The sequence below is a fragment of the Novosphingobium sp. SG751A genome, from assembly GCF_013149295.1.
Taxonomy (GTDB): domain Bacteria; phylum Pseudomonadota; class Alphaproteobacteria; order Sphingomonadales; family Sphingomonadaceae; genus Novosphingobium.
In genome coordinates this window covers 1-16,152 of sequence record NZ_JABGCB010000013.1, presented here as the reverse complement: position 1 = coordinate 16,152, position 16,152 = coordinate 1, and the positions used below count along the sequence as shown (strand labels likewise).

General features: G+C 65.0%; 13 protein-coding genes and 1 pseudogene. 9 read left to right on the top strand and 5 right to left on the bottom strand.

Annotated features, from left to right (window positions below):
* Positions 1 to 2: 2 nt before the first annotated feature.
* Together FHW96_RS26785 and FHW96_RS17525 are read right to left on the bottom strand one after the other, a co-directional pair.
* Positions 3 to 1,361, bottom strand: a complete 1,359-nt coding sequence (locus FHW96_RS26785) for an ATP-binding protein (RefSeq protein ID WP_172341875.1) — start codon at positions 1,359 to 1,361, stop codon at positions 3 to 5.
* Complete coding sequence (locus FHW96_RS17525) at positions 1,358 to 2,062, bottom strand: response regulator transcription factor (protein ID WP_172341874.1); 705 nt, start codon at positions 2,060 to 2,062, stop codon at positions 1,358 to 1,360. The genes FHW96_RS26785 and FHW96_RS17525 overlap by 4 nt, the downstream gene beginning before the upstream one ends.
* A 224-nt stretch (positions 2,063 to 2,286) precedes the next feature.
* On the opposite strand from FHW96_RS17525, the gene FHW96_RS17520 reads away from it, so the two are divergent.
* The 3 genes from FHW96_RS17520 to FHW96_RS17510 are packed head-to-tail and all read left to right on the top strand — an operon-like array spanning position 2,287 to position 7,844.
* The gene (locus FHW96_RS17520; protein ID WP_172341873.1) at positions 2,287 to 5,412 is read left to right on the top strand and encodes an efflux RND transporter permease subunit; all 3,126 of its coding nucleotides are present in this window, start codon (positions 2,287 to 2,289) and stop codon (positions 5,410 to 5,412) included.
* A 12-nt stretch (positions 5,413 to 5,424) separates the two neighbouring features.
* Positions 5,425 to 6,534 (top strand): efflux RND transporter periplasmic adaptor subunit, encoded by a 1,110-nt coding sequence (locus FHW96_RS17515; protein WP_172341872.1) that lies wholly within the window; start codon positions 5,425 to 5,427, stop codon positions 6,532 to 6,534.
* Positions 6,531 to 7,844: a TolC family protein gene (locus FHW96_RS17510; protein ID WP_172341871.1), complete on the top strand. Its 1,314-nt coding sequence runs from the start codon at positions 6,531 to 6,533 to the stop codon at positions 7,842 to 7,844. Before FHW96_RS17515 ends, FHW96_RS17510 begins: the two co-directional genes overlap by 4 nt.
* Here the strand turns inward: FHW96_RS17510 and FHW96_RS17505 are convergent.
* Positions 7,841 to 8,797: a bifunctional helix-turn-helix transcriptional regulator/GNAT family N-acetyltransferase gene (locus FHW96_RS17505; RefSeq protein WP_172341870.1), complete on the bottom strand. Its 957-nt coding sequence runs from the start codon at positions 8,795 to 8,797 to the stop codon at positions 7,841 to 7,843. The genes FHW96_RS17510 and FHW96_RS17505 overlap by 4 nt on opposite strands.
* Positions 8,798 to 8,858: 61 nt before the next feature.
* Entirely contained in the window at positions 8,859 to 9,743 is an 885-nt protein-coding gene (locus FHW96_RS17500) for a LysR family transcriptional regulator ArgP (protein ID WP_172341869.1), read from the bottom strand.
* Between the two features lie 72 nt (positions 9,744 to 9,815).
* On the opposite strand from FHW96_RS17500, the gene FHW96_RS17495 reads away from it, so the two are divergent.
* Entirely contained in the window at positions 9,816 to 10,436 is a 621-nt protein-coding gene (locus FHW96_RS17495) for a LysE/ArgO family amino acid transporter (protein ID WP_172341868.1), read from the top strand.
* An 85-nt stretch (positions 10,437 to 10,521) separates the two neighbouring features.
* Here FHW96_RS17495 and FHW96_RS17490 read toward each other — a convergent pair whose 3' ends face one another.
* Positions 10,522 to 11,298 carry a LysR family transcriptional regulator gene (locus tag FHW96_RS17490; RefSeq protein WP_172341867.1) on the bottom strand — a complete coding sequence of 259 codons (777 nt, stop codon included), beginning with the start codon at positions 11,296 to 11,298 and terminating at the stop codon, positions 10,522 to 10,524.
* A 70-nt stretch (positions 11,299 to 11,368) separates the two neighbouring features.
* Between FHW96_RS17490 and FHW96_RS17485 the strand changes: the two genes are divergently transcribed.
* From FHW96_RS17485 to FHW96_RS17465, 5 genes and pseudogenes are all read left to right on the top strand, one after another.
* On the top strand, positions 11,369 to 12,865 hold the full coding sequence (locus FHW96_RS17485) for a CoA-acylating methylmalonate-semialdehyde dehydrogenase (protein ID WP_172341866.1): 1,497 nt from the start codon (positions 11,369 to 11,371) through the stop codon (positions 12,863 to 12,865).
* A gap of 18 nt (positions 12,866 to 12,883) precedes the next feature.
* Positions 12,884 to 13,840: an acyl-CoA dehydrogenase family protein gene (locus tag FHW96_RS17480; protein WP_172341865.1), complete on the top strand. Its 957-nt coding sequence runs from the start codon at positions 12,884 to 12,886 to the stop codon at positions 13,838 to 13,840.
* The gene (locus tag FHW96_RS17475) at positions 13,837 to 14,901 is read left to right on the top strand and encodes an enoyl-CoA hydratase/isomerase family protein (RefSeq protein ID WP_172341864.1); all 1,065 of its coding nucleotides are present in this window, start codon (positions 13,837 to 13,839) and stop codon (positions 14,899 to 14,901) included. The genes FHW96_RS17480 and FHW96_RS17475 overlap by 4 nt, the downstream gene beginning before the upstream one ends.
* Positions 14,898 to 15,680, top strand: a complete 783-nt coding sequence (locus tag FHW96_RS17470) for an enoyl-CoA hydratase-related protein (RefSeq protein WP_172341863.1) — start codon at positions 14,898 to 14,900, stop codon at positions 15,678 to 15,680. The genes FHW96_RS17475 and FHW96_RS17470 overlap by 4 nt, the downstream gene beginning before the upstream one ends.
* A gap of 27 nt (positions 15,681 to 15,707) precedes the next feature.
* Positions 15,708 to 16,058, top strand: a pseudogene (locus FHW96_RS17465) (NAD(P)-dependent oxidoreductase); the annotation flags it as partial.
* Between the last annotated feature and the right edge of the window lie 94 nt (positions 16,059 to 16,152).

Genomic DNA, 16,152 nt, shown 5'->3' with positions numbered 1-16,152 from the left:
CTTTAGGGCCATCGGTATGGGAAATCGAAGCGGATGGCCAGCCCGCCCTCGGGCCGGTTGGCCGCCGCCACACTTCCGCCATGCAGCGCGGCAATCCGCGCCGTGATCGCCAGCCCCAGCCCGGCCCCGCCGCTTTGCGCGCCGCGCGCCTTGTCCACCCGATAGAAGGCTTCAAAGATCCGTTCGAGCGCCTCCTCGGGCACGCCCCCACCCCGGTCGGCGATTGAGATGGAGAGCCGGTCAAGGTCGGTTTCGAGCGTGACCGTAATCTTCTCGCCCGCAGGCGAATGGCGGATCGCATTGCGCAGCACATTGTCAAACGCGCGCCGTAAAAGGTCGGGATCGCATGGCATTCCGACACCATCGGGCGCACTCAGGCGCAGCGCAATCCGGCGCTGATCGGCCTCAATCCGCGCATCATCCACCGCCTCGCCCAGCAATTCCGCCAGATCGACCACCTGTCTGTCCAGTTGCCGTCCCGGCGTGCTCATCGCAGAAAAGCGCAAAGTGTCGCCAATGATCCGGTCCAGCCGGTCAATATCGCGCTCGACCCGCGCAAGATGGGTTTCCAGATCCCCCGCATTCTGTCGCGCCAGCGCCGCAGCCACCCGCAGGCGCGTCAGGGGCGAACGCAATTCATGGCTGATATCGCGCAGCAATTCGTCCTTGCTGTCCAACTGCTGCTGCAACCTTTGCGCCATCGTGGTGAATTCACCCGCCAGACTGCCCAATTCATCGCGCCGCACCATCAGCCAGTCTTCGGGCCGTGCGCCCAGATCGCCCTCAGCCAGCCTGCGCGCGCTGGCCTGCAGCGCCACCACCGGATGACTGATCTGGCGCGCCAGCCACCATGCCATCGCCCCGCTGACCCCCAGCGCCAGCAGGCCCATCGCGATCCACACATCATAGGAGCCCAACACATCGAAAGCCGTGGCCCCGGCCCATCCCGCCACCAGCCGCCAATGCCCGCCCGGCAAGGGGGAGGAGAGCAGCATATGGTTACGCCGCCGCATAAAGCCGGGGGTGGCATTGCCGGATGGCGGGTTTTCGGTCGATGCCTGATCAAGATGCAATTGCGTCGGCACCGGGCGCCGCAGCATGTCGCGCCCCTGAGGGTCCAGTACAAAGATCATGATATTGTCGGCCCGGCGCGCCTCGCCCGTCAGCCATTGGCGCAATTGCGCATCACCGCCCGCGCGCCATGCCCGCGACGCCCCGCGCAGCAGGGCGCCCGGATCGAAGGCTTCCAACGCCTCGGCCCGCGCCCATGCCACGGCCACCGTCACCCCCACCGCCGAGGCCGCGATCAGCGCCATGGCCAGCCAGAAGCTGACGAAAATACGCGAGAAAATCGAGTTCACGCCGTGTCCTTGTCGTCCAGCGCGACCAGCACATAGCCTTGGCCGCGAATGGCCTTGATATCGACTATGCCCGGTGCGGCGGCGGACAATTTGCGGCGGATGTTGCTGATATGGGTATCGATGCTGCGATCCTGATTGAGCAGCCGCCGCCCCAGTACGGCCTGCGTCAACGCATCGCGGCGGTGGATTTGCTGTGCCTCGCCCGCCAGCATTTCCAGAATGCGGAACTCTGTGCCCGTCAGGCCCAGCGGCACGCCTGCCAGACGGGCGACGAAGCGCGCGGCATCGACCTCCAGCCCGGCAAAACCGGCAAACGCCGGGCGTGCGGGCTCGCGTGCTTCAAACCGCCGCAGAATCGCGCGCATTCGCGCCACCAGTTCGCGCGGGTTGAACGGCTTGGGCATGTAATCATCCGCGCCCAGTTCCAGCCCGACGATGCGGTCCAGATCGCTGCCCCGCGCCGTCAGCATCAGCACCGGCATCATCGATGTCTGGCGCAACTGGCGCAGCACCTCCAGCCCGCCAAGACCGGGCAGCATAATGTCCAGCACCGCCAACGCATAATGCCCTTGCCCCGCCATGCGCAGAGCCTCGAGCCCATCATGCACCGCGCTCACGGCAAAACCCTCGGCGCCCAGATATTCGCCCAGCATATCCGTCAGTTCGGCGTCATCATCAATGATCAGCACCGGGCAATTCATGCCTGCGCCTCTCCCATGGGCTTTGTTGCAGACATGCCTAGCCGCGCGGCCCGGCCTTGTCATCCCTGGGTGATGGCCTTCACATTTCTTGACATTTCCCCACAAGACTTAACGCCGAAAGACGGGGCCCTCTGCTAGGATCTGCGTTAACAGGCTGTTCCAGCGGCCATAAGGTATGCGCCCGGGCCATGCGGCGGGGGCAGGGGAAAAGGTCCAAGGCGCCGATGAATCTGGTCCATCAATCGCTGCGCCGTCCATGGACGGTGGTGGTACTGGTTCTGGCCATGGCGCTGTCGGCCTTTTTTGGCCTGTCGCGCATGCCGCGCGATGTGTTCCCCAATCTCAACGTGCCCACGATCTATGTCGCCCAGCCCTATGGCGGGCTGGACCCGGCCCAGATGGAGGGGCTGGTCACCTATTATTACGAATATCACTTTCTCTACATCACCGGCCTTGAACATGTTGAATCGAAATCGATCCAAGGCGCCACGGTGCTCAAGCTGCAATTCCATCCCGGCACCGACATGTCGCAGGCCATGTCCGAGACGATCTCCTATGTGAACCGCGCCCGCGCCTTTATGCCGCCCGGCACCGTGCCGCCCTTTGCCATGCGCTTTGACGCGGGCAGCGTGCCGGTGGGCAATCTGGTTTTTTCCAGTGCGGCGCGTCCCGTGGGACAGATGCAGGATCTGGCGCTCAATACGATCCGGCCGATGTTCGCCACATTGCCGGGCGTGTCGGCCCCGCCCCCCTTTGGCGGGGCGCCGCGCACGATTGTGCTGAACACCGATCCGGCCAAGCTGGCTTCGTATAATCTCTCGCTCGACGATGTGGTCAATGCCGTGGCCCGCTCTCAGGTCATCAGCCCCTCGGGCAATATCGCGCTGGACGGCAAATATCCGATTGTCCCCACCAATGCGATGGTGACCGATGTCAAGGAACTGGAAAGCGTGCCGCTGCGCCCCGGTTCTTTCCCCGCGGTGCATGTGGGCGATGTGGCCAAGGTGGTCGATGGATCGGATATCGTCACCAGCTATGCGCTCTCGAACGGACGGCGCACGGTCTATATTCCGGTGACCAAGCGGGCCGATGCCTCGACGCTGGCCGTGGTCGATGCGGTCAAGGCCAATCTGGGCAAGTTTCAGGCCGCTTTGCCCGACGACGTGACGGTCAGCTATGAATTCGACCAGTCCGGCTATGTCACCCGCGCCATTGCCAGCCTGACGCTGGAGGCGGTGCTGGGGGCCTTGCTGACGGGCGTCATGGTGCTGCTGTTTCTGCGCGATGGGCGTGCGGCGCTGGTGGTGGTGGTCAATATCCCGCTGGCGCTGCTGGCGGCCAGTCTGGCGCTGTGGCTGACCGGGGCGACGATCAATCTGATGAGCCTTGGCGGACTGGCGCTGGCGGTGGGCATTCTGGTGGATATGTCCACGGTGACGATGGAAAATATCCATGTGCAACTGGCGCAGGGCAAGGCGCTGCCGCGCGCGGTGGCGGATTCGGGGCGTGAAGTGGCCGGACCGCTGTTGATCGCGCTGCTTTGCGTGCTGTGCGTTTTCGTCCCCGCTCTGTTCATGCAGGGTGCGGCGCGGGCGCTGTTTCTGCCGATGACGCTGGCGGTGGGCTTTGCGATGATCGCCTCGTGGTTGCTCGACCGCACGCTGGTGCCGGTACTGGCCGTATGGTGGCTGAAGCCTGAGGCCATTGGCCATGACAGGCAGGAAGCGGAGCTGCGGCGGCGCTATCAAGGAGTGAAGGATCGCGTGGCGGGCCTGCCTGCCGGGCTGGTGACGGGGGCCTATCTGGGCGGAGCGGCGCTGGTGATCGCTCTGGGCGGGGCCTATCTTGGTGCCGATATTTTTCCGCAGGGCTCGGCAGGGCAATTGCAATTGCGCCTGCGCGCGCCCGCCGGTACGCGGCTCGATCTGACCGAGGATCTGACCAAGCGGGCTCTGGCCATCATTGCGCGCGACACGGGCGATGGCGTGGCGGCCAGTCTGGCGCTGGTGGGGATGCATGGGTCGGCCTATCCGATCAATTTCATCCATCAATGGAATGGCGGCACGCATGAGGCGGTGCTTCAGGTGCAGTTGAAAGACCATGGCGACATGGCCGCGCTGCGCGACCGGCTGCGCGGCGATCTGGTGCGCGAATTGCCGCAGTTGCGCGTGTCCTTCGAGCCTGCCGATATTGTCAGCCGCGTGATGAGCTTTGGCGCGCAGACGCCCATCGAGGTGGCCGTGCTGGGCAAATCTTTGGAGGACAATCGCGTCTATGCCGAAAAGATCCGCGCCGCGATGGGCCGGATCGGGGCCCTGCGCGATGTTCAGATCGCCCAGACGCTGGACTATCCGGCGGTCAAGGTCACGCTGGATCGCGGCCTGGCGGGGCTGGCGGGGGTGTCGGCGGATAATCTCACCCGTTCGCTCACGCCTTTCACCTCATCGAGCCGCTTTACCCAGCCGGTCTATTGGGCGGCCAACACCGGCGTTTCCTATCAGGTGCAGGTGCAGGGCGCGCCTGCCAAACCGGCGACGCTGGAGGATCTGCGCAATCTGCCGGTCAGCTCCTCCAGCGGCCATCCGATGCTGCTGCGCAATGTGGCGCAGGTGGCGCAGGGCAGCGTGCCGGGCCAATTCGACCGCTATAACGGCCAACGCGTGGTCAGCGTGACGGCCAATTACGAACATGCCGCGCTGGGCACTGTGGCGGGGCAGGTGCAGGCCGCCGTTGACAGCCTTGGCCCGTCGCCCAAGGGCATCACCGTGATGCTGCGCGGTCAGGTTGAGCCTTTGCGCGATATTCTGAGCAATCTGCAAACCGGCTTGCTGGTGGCGGTTCTGGCGATTTTCCTGATGCTGCTGGCCTATTTCCAGTCGCCCGGCCTTGCGCTTTGCGCGCTGGCCAGCGTGCCTGCCGCGTTGGTGGGGGTGGTGCTGATGCTGGGGCTGACGGGTACGACGCTCAATCTGGAAAGCTATATGGGTGCGATCACGGCAACCGGTGTGGCGGTGGCCAACGCTATCCTGCTGGTGAGCTTTGCCGAAAAGGCGCGGATCGAGGGTATGGCCGCGATGTCGGCCGGATGGCATGGTGCGATGAGCCGCCTGCGCCCGATCATGATGACCAGCATGGCGATGGTGGCGGGCATGGCCCCGATGGCGTTTGGCTTTGGCGAGAGCGGGGCGCAGACCGCGCCGTTGGGCCGGGCCGTGGCGGGTGGGGTGATCGTTGCCACATTGGCCACGCTGTTTGTGCTGCCGGTGATTTTTGGCCTGCTGCGGGCCTCGGCCTCGCGCCATTCTCCCTCGCTCGATCCCGATGATCCGGCGGCTTCTTCTCATGCGTAAAGGTTTGCCGTCATGTCGATGACTTCATCCAAGGGGCTGTTGGTGGCCGCAGGCGCGGGCGCGATCATCGCCGGGGGCCTGTGGTGGCATGGGCAAAGCGTGCCTGCGGCGGCGGCCAGCAGCGCCCCTGCGGCTGCCTCGGCGCTGGACGCGGTGCATCCCGCCCGCGCCGACATTGCCGCCGGTTTCGAGGCCGACGCCAGCATCGAACCATGGCAGAGCGCCGATCTCTACGCCAAGGTTTCAGGCTATGTCACCGACATGCGCGTCGATATTGGCGACAGGGTGGCCGCCGGACAGGTGCTGGCCACGATCCGCCTGCCTGAGGTGGCGCATGAATTGGCCGAGGACCGCGCGACACTGGCCGCGCGCCGGGCCGAATTGTCGCTGCAACAGATCACGCAAAAGCGGCAGGAGGAACTCTACCACGCCAAGGGCATTACCGATCAGGCGATGGACGAGGCCAAGGCGCGCACCAGCATCGCCCATGCGCAGGCCGATCTGGCCGCCGCCACGCTGGCCAAGGCGCAGGCGGTTTCGGCCTATACGCGGATCGTTGCGCCCTTTGCCGGGGTGGTCACGCGGCGTATGGTCAATAATGGCGCTTTCATTCAGGCGGCCACCAATGGCCTGTCCTCGCCGCTGTTCACGGTGCAGCAGGTGGACCGCCTGCGCGTTATGGTGGCCGTGCCCGCCGCACAGGCCGCCGCCGTGCGCAAGGGACAGAGCGCAACGCTGAGCACGGGGGGCGACGATCCGGTCAAGGCCGGCGTTACCCGCACCGCAGGCAGCCTGGATCAGGCCACGCGCACGATGATGGCCGAAATCGACGTTCCGGGCGAGCGGCTGCTGGCAGGCGGTTTTACGCGGGCGAAAATCGAGACGGCGCGCCATACCGGCGTTCTGGGCCTGCCCAATGCGGCGATTGGCAAGGATGACAAGGGCGGTTTCGCCATGGCGGTCATCGACGGCAAGGTCGCGCGCCGGGCGATCACCACCGGGATCACTGATGGCAAGCTGACCGAGATCACCGGCGGATTGGGCGCGGGCGATGTCATTCTGGCCAATGCCAAATCCGCGCCGCCGGTGGGCAATGCCGTGACGGCCAAGGTGGCGCCATGAAGCGCGCTGCGCTGGCATTGATGCTGATCGCCGCGCCCGCGATGGCGCAGGAGCCTGCTTCCGGCGAACTGGCTACGCTGGCGCGCGATGTGGTCAGCCTTGATCTGCCTCATGCGCTGCAACTGGCCCATGCGCGCAACCTCGATCTGGAGGAGGCCAAGGCGCGGGTTAAACAGGGCAGCGGCGTGGTCAGCGGGGCGTTGGGTGCGGCCTTGCCGGGAATCGCGGTGGGGGTGGATGCGATGCGGCTGGATGGGGCCTTGCCGGGGGCGGCAGGCGCCTATCAGGTCGGCCGGTTTGAGCGCGTCAGCCCCTTTGCGCTGGCCAGTTGGATCATGCGGCCCGGACAGGTGGTGTTCGATATTCTGGCCGCACGGCGCAATCTTGCTGCGCTGCGCCATGATGCTGAGTTTACCGGCAAGCGGGTCGATCACGATATTGCGCAGGCCTTTTACGCGCTGGCTCTGGCGCAGGCGCATATTGCCGCCAGCAGCGAGCGGGTCGAGGAAAGCCGCGAACTGCTGCGCCTGAGCGTTGCGCGTGAGGCATCGGGGCTGGGCCTTGTGCTGGATACGCAAATGGCGCGTGAAAGCGCGGCCCGCGCGCAGATGGATCAGATCAAAGCGCTCAATGCCTATTACGCCGCCTCGCTGCATCTGGCCGGGCTGCTCGATCTCGATCCGGCGGTGCTGCTGGTTCCCGCGCAGGGGGCCTTGCCCGAACCGGCATCGGCTGAGGAGCCCGCGCTGGACATGCTGACCGCCGCTGCGCTGGCCCATCGCGCCGATCTGGCCGCGATCCGTCAACAGGTGGGTGTGAGCGATGCGGCGGGCGCGGCGGCGATACTGGCGGCGGTGGGGCCGCAGATTTCGGCCAGCGCGATTACCGCCGATCCCATCCCCACCGCCAAGGCCAGCGACACGATGTTCCGCCTGCCCAGCGCCAATGCGGGCCTGTCGCTGACCTTGTCGGCAAGCGTGATCGGCAAGGCGCAGAGCGCGGCGGCCTCGCGCGCGCTGGCCCGGATCGCGGTGCGGCGGCGGCTGGAGGATTTGCGCAAGGAGGTGGCCTCGGCGCGGCAGGAGATGATCGCGGCGCAAAGGGCGATTCCGCTGGCCCATGAAAGGCTGGTAGCGAGCCAGAGCGCGTTGGCTCTGGCTCGCGCGGGCTTGCAGGCGGGCACCGCGATTTTGCATCCCGTGCTGATCGCGCAGGCCAATGTGCAGGAGGCGAGGTCGGCCTATGCCGACAATCTGGCCCGCTACTGGTCGGCCCGCAACGATCTGGATCTGGCCACGGGCGGGCGTTAGGCGCCGGGGGCCGTATAGCGCATGGCTACATCGCAGCGCGCATAGCGGGCGCCATAGCTGGCCATGATCTCGGCATCATGGTTAAAGCCCAGCTTTTCATAGAGATGGATCGCTGCTGCGCATTTGCGATTGGTCAGCAAATAGAGCGGATCGGCCCCCATATCCCCTGCGCGCGCGATCATGGCATCGAGCAGAAATTCCCCGGCCTTCAGCCCGCGCGCACTTTCGCGCACGCCCATTTTGGTCAGTTCAAAGCTGGACGGGCCGGTCTTTTGCAGCGCGCAGGCGCCCACCACGCCAAGGCCCGGCGCCTCGACAAACAGGATCGCGCCGCCCGGTTCGATGATCCGCGCGCGAGGGTTTTCCAGCACCTCGCGGTCGGTCGCCTCCAATGAGAACATCGCGTTGATCCATTGCGCGTTGATGTCATGAAAATCGCGGGCCAGATCATCGCTGAATTCGCGCAGGCGCAATCCGTCGGGGCGGGCGCGGGCGGCGCGCTCGGCAATCGAGGCTTCGTCCAGCGCGCGCTCAATGGCGGCAATCTGGGCCATGAACCGGTCCTCAAATCCTTCCAGCAATTCCTGCGCCGCCATGCCAATGCGCGGCCACAGATCGCTGGCGGCCTGATGCGCGGCGGCGCGGCCCGTCTCGGTCAATTCGACCAGCCTTGTGCGCTGATCGGCCGCGGGGGCATCGGCAAGGATGCCCAGATTGCCCAATTGGCCCACGCTGCGCGTAACGCCGGGCTGGCTGATGCCGATGGTTTCGGCCAGTTGGCCAATCGTCATCGGCCCCGCGCGCAGCGCCGCAAGCACCGCCATATGGCCCGGCTGCATCGCCAATCCGGCATCGGCAATCGTGTTCATCGCGCCCGCCTGCATCCTTTCGGCCAGACGCTTGAGCCTGCTGCCCAGAAAGGCGGGCCCCATATCGGCAATCACATCACGCATCGCATTCTCCATATCGCGTTATATAACATGATATGGAATTATGCCGCCTGTCAAGACCCCTCTATTGCAGCAATTTCTCCGCCGCCCCCCGCCGCACCGCATCGGTCAAGGTCTTGAGCGCGGAGGCATGAAGGCGTGTCACGGTCCAGTAGAGCTTGACCCGAAGCGGCGTGTTGGGCGTCAGTTCGACCAGCAGGCCCTGTTCCACCAGCGGGCGCGAGATCATCGCCGGGTGCATTCCCCATGCCATGCCCGCCAGCGCGAAATTGAGAAAGCCATAGGTTGAGGGCACCCAATGCATCGGCCCGTTCAGCGCCAGACCATGGCTTTCGCGCGCCCATCGCGCCTGCAACCCGTCGCGCCGCTCAAAACGCAGGCATGGCGCGCGCGACAGGCTTTCCTCGGTCACGCCGTCGGGGAAATGGCGCGCGGCGAAATCGGGGCTGCAACAGGCCTGATATTCAAGACTGCCCAGTTCCACCGTCTTGCAGCCCTGCACCGTGCCCGGATCTGCCGAAACCGCGGCCAGCACCTCGCCCGAGCGGAGGCGGTTGGCGGTGACTTCCTCATCCTCGATCATGAAGTCGAGCAGATAGCCGGTGGCGCGGGCGAAATCGGCGGCGGCCTGCGGAAACCAAGTAGCTATACTGTCGGAATTGACCGCGATGCGCAGCGTGACGGGCGCGTCCATGGGCAGAGCCAGCGCGGGGGCCAGTTCGGCCTCCAGCAATTGCACCTGATCGACATGGGCGCACAGGCGATGGCCCAACTCGGTCGCCACGCAAGGCTGACCCCGCACGATCAGGATGCTGCCCAGCCGTTCCTCCAGCGCGCGGACCCTTTGCGAGACGGCCGATGGGGTAATGCCCAGCCGCTCGGCGGCGCGTTCGAAACTGCCTTCGCGGGCAACGCAGGCGACAGCGGCAAGGGCGGGATAATCAAGCATGATGAAGTTTTACTTCATCAAGATTAGCAGAACAAGTTTTGCTGAATCAATCCGCCGCGTCATAGCGCCCACATGACAAACATCCTCCCCACCTTCCTCACCGGATTTGCCATGTCGGCGGCGCTCATCATGGCGATTGGCGCGCAAAACCTCTTCGTCCTGCGACAAGGGCTGAAGCGCGAGCATATCGGGCCGATCGTGCTGTTTTGCGCAGGCGCAGATGCGCTGCTGATCGCGGCGGGCGTGGGCGGGGTGGGGGCCTTGCTGGGCGCCATGCCGCAATTGACCATGGGGCTGACCATCGGCGGGGCGCTGTTTTTGGGCTGGTATGCGCTGCGGGCCTTTGCCCGGATGATGGCGCCGGAGGCCATGGCCGTGACCGTGCAAGGAGGCGTTTCGCTGGGCCGAGCGCTGGCGACGACGGCGGCTTTCACCTTTCTCAATCCGCATGTCTATCTCGACACAGTGCTGTTGATGGGGGCGGCCGGATCGGCCCATGCGCCCGCTTTGCGCCCGGTGTTTGTGGCTGGTGCAGCTTGCGCCAGCATCCTCTGGTTCGTCGGCCTTGGTTATGGCGCGCGTATTCTGACGCCTGTGTTTGCCCGCCCGGCGGCATGGCGGGTGCTGGACGGCATCGTGGGCGTCACGATGCTGACGCTGGCGGTCACTCTGGTCGGGAGGAGGGCGGCATGAGCGCGCTGCGTCACCTGTGGTGCCTGCTGGTCGCTACATCCCAAATCGCCGTCCGTCACCGCTATGGGGCAGATTGGCGCGGCGATTAGACCCCGGAAAACAGCCGCGCATCCAGCTTCACAATCTCGCTGAGCCAGTCCATGGTGACGCGGATGCGTTGCAGCCCGTGCGTATCCTTATGCGTCACCAGCCAGAAACTGCGGGTGATGCTGTGGCCGGGCAGGACGGGAACCAGCGTGGGGTCGGCATCGCCGATGAAACAGGGCAGGACGCCGACCCCGGCATGGGATGCCAACATGCTGTGCTGGGCCAGAATTGAGGTCGAGCGCAGGGTGGGGGCCAGGCTGGCGTCAATATCGCCCAGATAATTGAGTTCGGGCGCATAGATCAGTTCGGGCACATAGCCGACCAACTGATGTCCCTGCCGCAGATCGGAGGGGGCCAGAATGGGCTTGCGCCCCGCCAGATAGACCGGGCTGGCATAGAGGCGCAGCGCATAATTGGACAGTTTGCGCGCGATGAGCGGCCCCGTCTTCGGGCGCGAGAGCAGCACGGCAATATCGGCCTCGCGCCGCGATGGGCTGAGAAAGCCGCTCGATGCGACCAGATCGACCGTCAGCCCGGGATAGCGCGCGGCAAAGCCCCCCAGATGCCGCGCCACGATCCAGCTGCCAAAACCTTCCGATACGCTGATCCGCACGCTGCCGGTGGGGCCGGAGGGCGAGTTGGCGCTCTCCAGCTCGCTGCTGGCCATGCCCATCATGCGTCCGGCCCGCGCCAGTTGGCCCGTGCGCGCCACGGCCAGAAAGGCCTGAAAATCGTTCCAGTCGGTTGCCTGCGTATTTGCAGGTCTAACGGGCATTAATGTCTGTTGCCAGTAATTTTTGGGTCAATACGACAGGGGGCAACGAGGAAACCGGAAGGATGCAAAAATGCGCTTCATCGACCATCTGATCGTTGGCGGCTCGGGCGGGGCCCCGGCGCGCAAGGCTCCGGTTTTCAATCCGTCGAACGGGACGGTTCAGGCCGAGGTGGCGCTGGGCGATGCGGCTTTGCTCGACCGCGCCGTGGCCGCCGCGCAGGCCGCGCAAGGTCCATGGGCCGCCGCCAATCCCCAGCGCCGCGCCCGCGTGATGTTCGAATTCAAACGCCTTGTCGAAGCCGATATGCAGGAACTGGCCGAATTGCTGGCCAGCGAGCATGGCAAGGTGGTGGCCGATGCCAAGGGCGACATTCAGCGCGGGCTGGAAGTGGTGGAATTTGCCTGCGGCATCCCCCATGTGCTGAAGGATGAATATACCAATGGCGCCGGACCGGGCATCGATGTCTATTCGATGCGCCAGCCCATCGGCATTGGCGCGGGGATCACGCCTTTCAACTTTCCCGGCATGATCCCGATGTGGATGTTTGGCGTTGCCATCGCCTGCGGCAATGCCTTCATCCTGAAGCCTTCCGAGCGCGATCCTTCGGTGCCGGTGCGCCTGTGCGAACTGATGCTGGAGGCCGGCGCACCCGAGGGCATCCTGCAATGCGTCCATGGCGACAAGGAGATGGTGGACGCGATCCTCGACCACCCCGCCATCGGCGCGATCAGTTTCGTCGGATCGTCCGACATCGCCAATTATGTCTATCAACGCGGCGCGGCCAATGGCAAGCGCGTGCAGGCGATGGGCGGGGCCAAGAACCATGGCATCATCATGCCCGATGCCGACATCGACCGGGCGGTGGGCGATCTGGTGGGCGCGGCCTTTGGCTCGGCGGGCGAACGCTGCATGGCGCTGCCCGTGGTGGTGCCGGTGGGCGAGGGTACGGCGGAAAGGCTGATTGAGAAACTGCTGCCCGAAATCGCCGCGCTCAACGTGGGGGCCAGCCTTGATCCCTCTGCCCATTACGGCCCGGTGGTCACCGCCCAGCACAAGGCGCGTATCGAGGAATGGATCGCCACCTGCGAGAGCGAGGGCGGGCAGATCCTGGTCGATGGCCGCGATTTCACGCCGCAGGGGCTGGAGGGCGGTTTCTATGTCGGCCCCACGCTGATCGACCATGTCACGCCCGACATGACCAGCTATCACAACGAGATCTTCGGCCCGGTGCTGCAGATCGTGCGCGCGCCTGATTTCGAAATCGCCCTCGCGCTGCCCAGCCGCCATCAATATGGCAATGGTGTGGCGATCTTCACCCGCAACGGCCATGCCGCGCGCGAGTTTGCCGCGCGGGTGAATGTGGGCATGGTGGGTATCAATGTGCCGATCCCGGTGCCGGTGGCATATCACACATTTGGCGGGTGGAAACGCAGCGCCTTTGGCGACACCAACCAGCATGGCATGGAGGGCGTCAAGTTCTGGAACAAAATCAAGACCATCACTGCGCGTTGGCCCGACAGCACGCCCGAGGGTGGGAATGCATTTATCATTCCCACCATGGGCTGAAACAGGACATAGGATGCCATGACCGACGCCTTTGCGCTCAACGAGGATCAACTCTCGATACAGGCCGCCGCCGCCCGGTTCACGGCCTCCGCGATCACGCCCAACGCCGCCCGGTGGGACGAGGAGCACCATTTCCCCCGCGAAGTCATGAGCGCGGCAGGCGAAATGGGTTTTGGCGCGATCTATGTCCGTGAGGAGAGCAGGGGCATCGGGCTGGGGCGGTTGGAGGCTGCGCTGGTGATCGAGGCGCTGGCCTATGGTTGCCCCGCCACGGCGGCTTTCGTCTCGATCCACAATATGGCAGCATGGATGATCGACCGTTTCGGCAACGATGCGCTTCGGGCCCGATACCTGCCCGAACTGGTGGGAATGAACAAACTGGCCTCCTATTGCCTGACCGAGCCGGGCCTCTCCTTTGGCACGCCCGAGCGCAAGCTGGGCTGGAACGCCTCGCCCACAGCGCAGGTGATCCTTGAGGATGTGCGCGTGCCGGTGGAAAACCGGCTGGGCGAGGAAGGGGATGGGTTCAAAATCGCCATGGCTGGGATCGACGGTGGGCGGGTCAATATCGGCGCCGCCTCGCTGGGCGGGGCGCAGCGCTGCATCGACGAGGCGGTGCAATATACCAAAGACCGCAAGCAATTCGGCAAGGCGATCGCTGATTTCCAGAACACGCAATTCGTGCTGGCCGACATGGCCACCGAACTGGAGGCGGCGCGTGCGTTGCTCTACACCGCTGCGGCCAAGGTGAGCGCGGGTGCGCCCGACAAGACAGCCTTTGCCGCCATGGCCAAGCGTTTCGCCACCGATACGGGGTCGAGCGTGGTGGACCGCGCCCTGCAGATGTTTGGCGGCTACGGCTATTTGCGCGACTATCCCATCGAGCGTTTCTGGCGCGACCTGCGTGTGCACCGCATTCTGGAAGGGACCAATGAAATCATGCGCCTGATCATCGCGCGGGATCTTCTGAAATGAGCGAAGTTCTCGTCAGGGTTGATGGTCACGCGGGGCTGCTCTCGCTCAACCGCCCGCGCGCGATCCATGCGCTGACGCTGGATATGGTGCGGGCGATGAGCGCTGCGCTGCTGAACTGGCGCGAAGATCCTTTGGTGGGCGCGGTAATGATCGACCATGCGGTTGACCCTGCGGGCGACCCCAAACTGTCGCGTGGCTTTTGCGCCGGGGGCGATATCAACCTGCTGCGCCAATCGGCGATGAGCGATGGCGGCGAGGCCGGTCGGCGGTTTTTCTATGAGGAATATCAGCTCGACCATCTGATCTTTGCCTATCGCAAGCCGGTGGTGGCCTTCATGGACGGCATCACCATGGGTGGCGGCGTGGGCATCAGCGGTCCCGCGCGTTTCCGCGTGGCGACGCAGAATACAAAGCTGGCCATCCCCGAGAGCGGGATCGGCCTGTTTCCCGATGTGGGCGGAGGGTGGTATCTCTCGCGGCTTGCTGGGCGGCTGGGGCAATATCTGGCGCTGACGGGGGCGCGGCTGGATGGGGCGGAATGCGTGTGGGCGGGATTGGCCACGCATTACCCGCCCGCCGAGAGCCTGCCCGAGGCCAAGGCCCGGATCATCGCGGGCGAGGCACCGGAGGCGGTGCTCAATGCGCTGGGCATTATGCCGCCTGCGCCCGCGCTGGCCGACCATGCCGCCGACATTGCCCGCCTGTTTGCCGGCGACCGGCTGGAGGACATTCTGGCCACGCTGGAGGAGGATAGCGGCGATTTTGCCGCCCGCACTCTGGCCATGATCGGCACCAAAAGCCCGACCACCTGCAAGGTTGCGTTGCGCCAGCTCGCCACCAGCCTGACCCTGCCCGATTTCGCGGCCAATATGGCCATGGAATACCGGATCGGCGCGCGCGTGCTGATGCTGCCCGATTTTGCCGAAGGGGTGCGCGCGGTGATCGTCGACAAGGATAATGCCCCGGCATGGAGCCCGGCCCGCCCCGAGCAGGTGACCGAGGCCATGCTGGACGCTATCTTCGCCCCCTTATCTGCGTTGGAAGAATGGAAACCGCTATGAGCTTTGAGACGATCCTGGTTGAACAAAAGGGCGCGGTCACGCTCATCACGCTCAACCGGCCCAAGGCGCTCAATGCGCTCAACTCGCAGGTCTGCGCCGAACTGGTCGCCGCCTTTGCCGCCTTTGAGGCCGATGAGACGCAGGGCTGCGCGGTGCTGACGGGCAGCGGCGAGAAGGCCTTTGCCGCCGGGGCCGACATCAAGGAAATGGCCGACAAGCCCGCCGCCGACTTTTTCCTGCAGGACTTCTTCGGCGACTGGCAGGCCAAGCTGGTCAAGGCCACGCGCAAGCCGTGGATCGCGGCGGTCAACGGCTTCGCGCTGGGCGGCGGCTGCGAACTGGCGATGATGGCCGATTTCATTCTGGCGGCTGATACCGCCAAATTCGGCCAGCCCGAGATCAAGCTGGGCGTGGCCCCCGGCATGGGCGGATCGCAGCGCCTGACGCGCGCGGTGGGCAAGGCCAAGGCGATGGAAATGTGCCTTACGGGCCGGATGATGGGCGCGGCGGAGGCCGAGAGCGCGGGGCTGGTCGCGCGTATCGTGCCGCTGGCCGATCTGCTGGAAGATGCGCTGAAAACCGCGCAGACCATTGCCGAAATGCCCCGTATGGCGGCCATCGCGAATAAGGAAATGGTCAATGCCGCCTTTGAAACCACGCTGGATCAGGGCCTGCTGCACGAGCGCCGCCTGTTCCAGATCCTGACCGCCAGCGCGGACAAGGCCGAGGGCATGGCGGCCTTTGTCGAAAAACGTGCCGCCCAATGGCAGGGTCGATAAAACTATAAAAACAAGGGAGAGGTCATCATGAAAATCGCCTTCATCGGTCTGGGCAATATGGGCGGCGGCATGGCGGCCAATCTGGTGAAGGCGGGCCATCAGGTCCATGCTTTCGATCTGGCGCAAGGCGCGCTGGATCGGGCAGGGGGCAATGGTTGCGCCACTTTCGCCAGCGCGCGCGATGCGGTGGCGGGGGTCGATATGGTGATCACCATGCTGACCAACGGCCCGGTGGTCAAAGCGGTCTATGCCGCTGATGTGATCGGCCATGCTCCGGCGGGTGCGCTGCTGCTCGATTGCTCGACCATCGATGTGGCCAGCGCGCGCGAAGTCACTGCTCGGGCGCAGGCGGGGGGCTATCGCATGGTCGATGCTCCGTAAGCGCGCATTTCACAGCACGCGGATTACGCTAACAGGGCGGCGATCATAAATGGCGCAAGGGAGCGTGGCGCGGAACGAAGGTGCCGGTTCA

What these genes read in the sequence shown, in the direction of transcription:
- FHW96_RS17525 (WP_172341874.1), bottom strand. Translation starts at nt 2,062, where the DNA reads ATGAATTGCCCGGTGCTGATCATTGATGATGACGCCGAACTGACGGAT.
- FHW96_RS17520 (WP_172341873.1), top strand. Translation starts at nt 2,287, where the DNA reads ATGAATCTGGTCCATCAATCGCTGCGCCGTCCATGGACGGTGGTGGTA.
- FHW96_RS17515 (WP_172341872.1), top strand. Translation starts at nt 5,425, where the DNA reads ATGTCGATGACTTCATCCAAGGGGCTGTTGGTGGCCGCAGGCGCGGGC.
- FHW96_RS17510 (WP_172341871.1), top strand. Translation starts at nt 6,531, where the DNA reads ATGAAGCGCGCTGCGCTGGCATTGATGCTGATCGCCGCGCCCGCGATG.
- FHW96_RS17505 (WP_172341870.1), bottom strand. Translation starts at nt 8,797, where the DNA reads ATGCGTGATGTGATTGCCGATATGGGGCCCGCCTTTCTGGGCAGCAGG.
- FHW96_RS17500 (WP_172341869.1), bottom strand. Translation starts at nt 9,743, where the DNA reads ATGCTTGATTATCCCGCCCTTGCCGCTGTCGCCTGCGTTGCCCGCGAA.
- FHW96_RS17495 (WP_172341868.1), top strand. Translation starts at nt 9,816, where the DNA reads ATGACAAACATCCTCCCCACCTTCCTCACCGGATTTGCCATGTCGGCG.
- FHW96_RS17490 (WP_172341867.1), bottom strand. Translation starts at nt 11,298, where the DNA reads ATGCCCGTTAGACCTGCAAATACGCAGGCAACCGACTGGAACGATTTT.
- FHW96_RS17485 (WP_172341866.1), top strand. Translation starts at nt 11,369, where the DNA reads ATGCGCTTCATCGACCATCTGATCGTTGGCGGCTCGGGCGGGGCCCCG.
- FHW96_RS17480 (WP_172341865.1), top strand. Translation starts at nt 12,884, where the DNA reads ATGACCGACGCCTTTGCGCTCAACGAGGATCAACTCTCGATACAGGCC.
- FHW96_RS17475 (WP_172341864.1), top strand. Translation starts at nt 13,837, where the DNA reads ATGAGCGAAGTTCTCGTCAGGGTTGATGGTCACGCGGGGCTGCTCTCG.
- FHW96_RS17470 (WP_172341863.1), top strand. Translation starts at nt 14,898, where the DNA reads ATGAGCTTTGAGACGATCCTGGTTGAACAAAAGGGCGCGGTCACGCTC.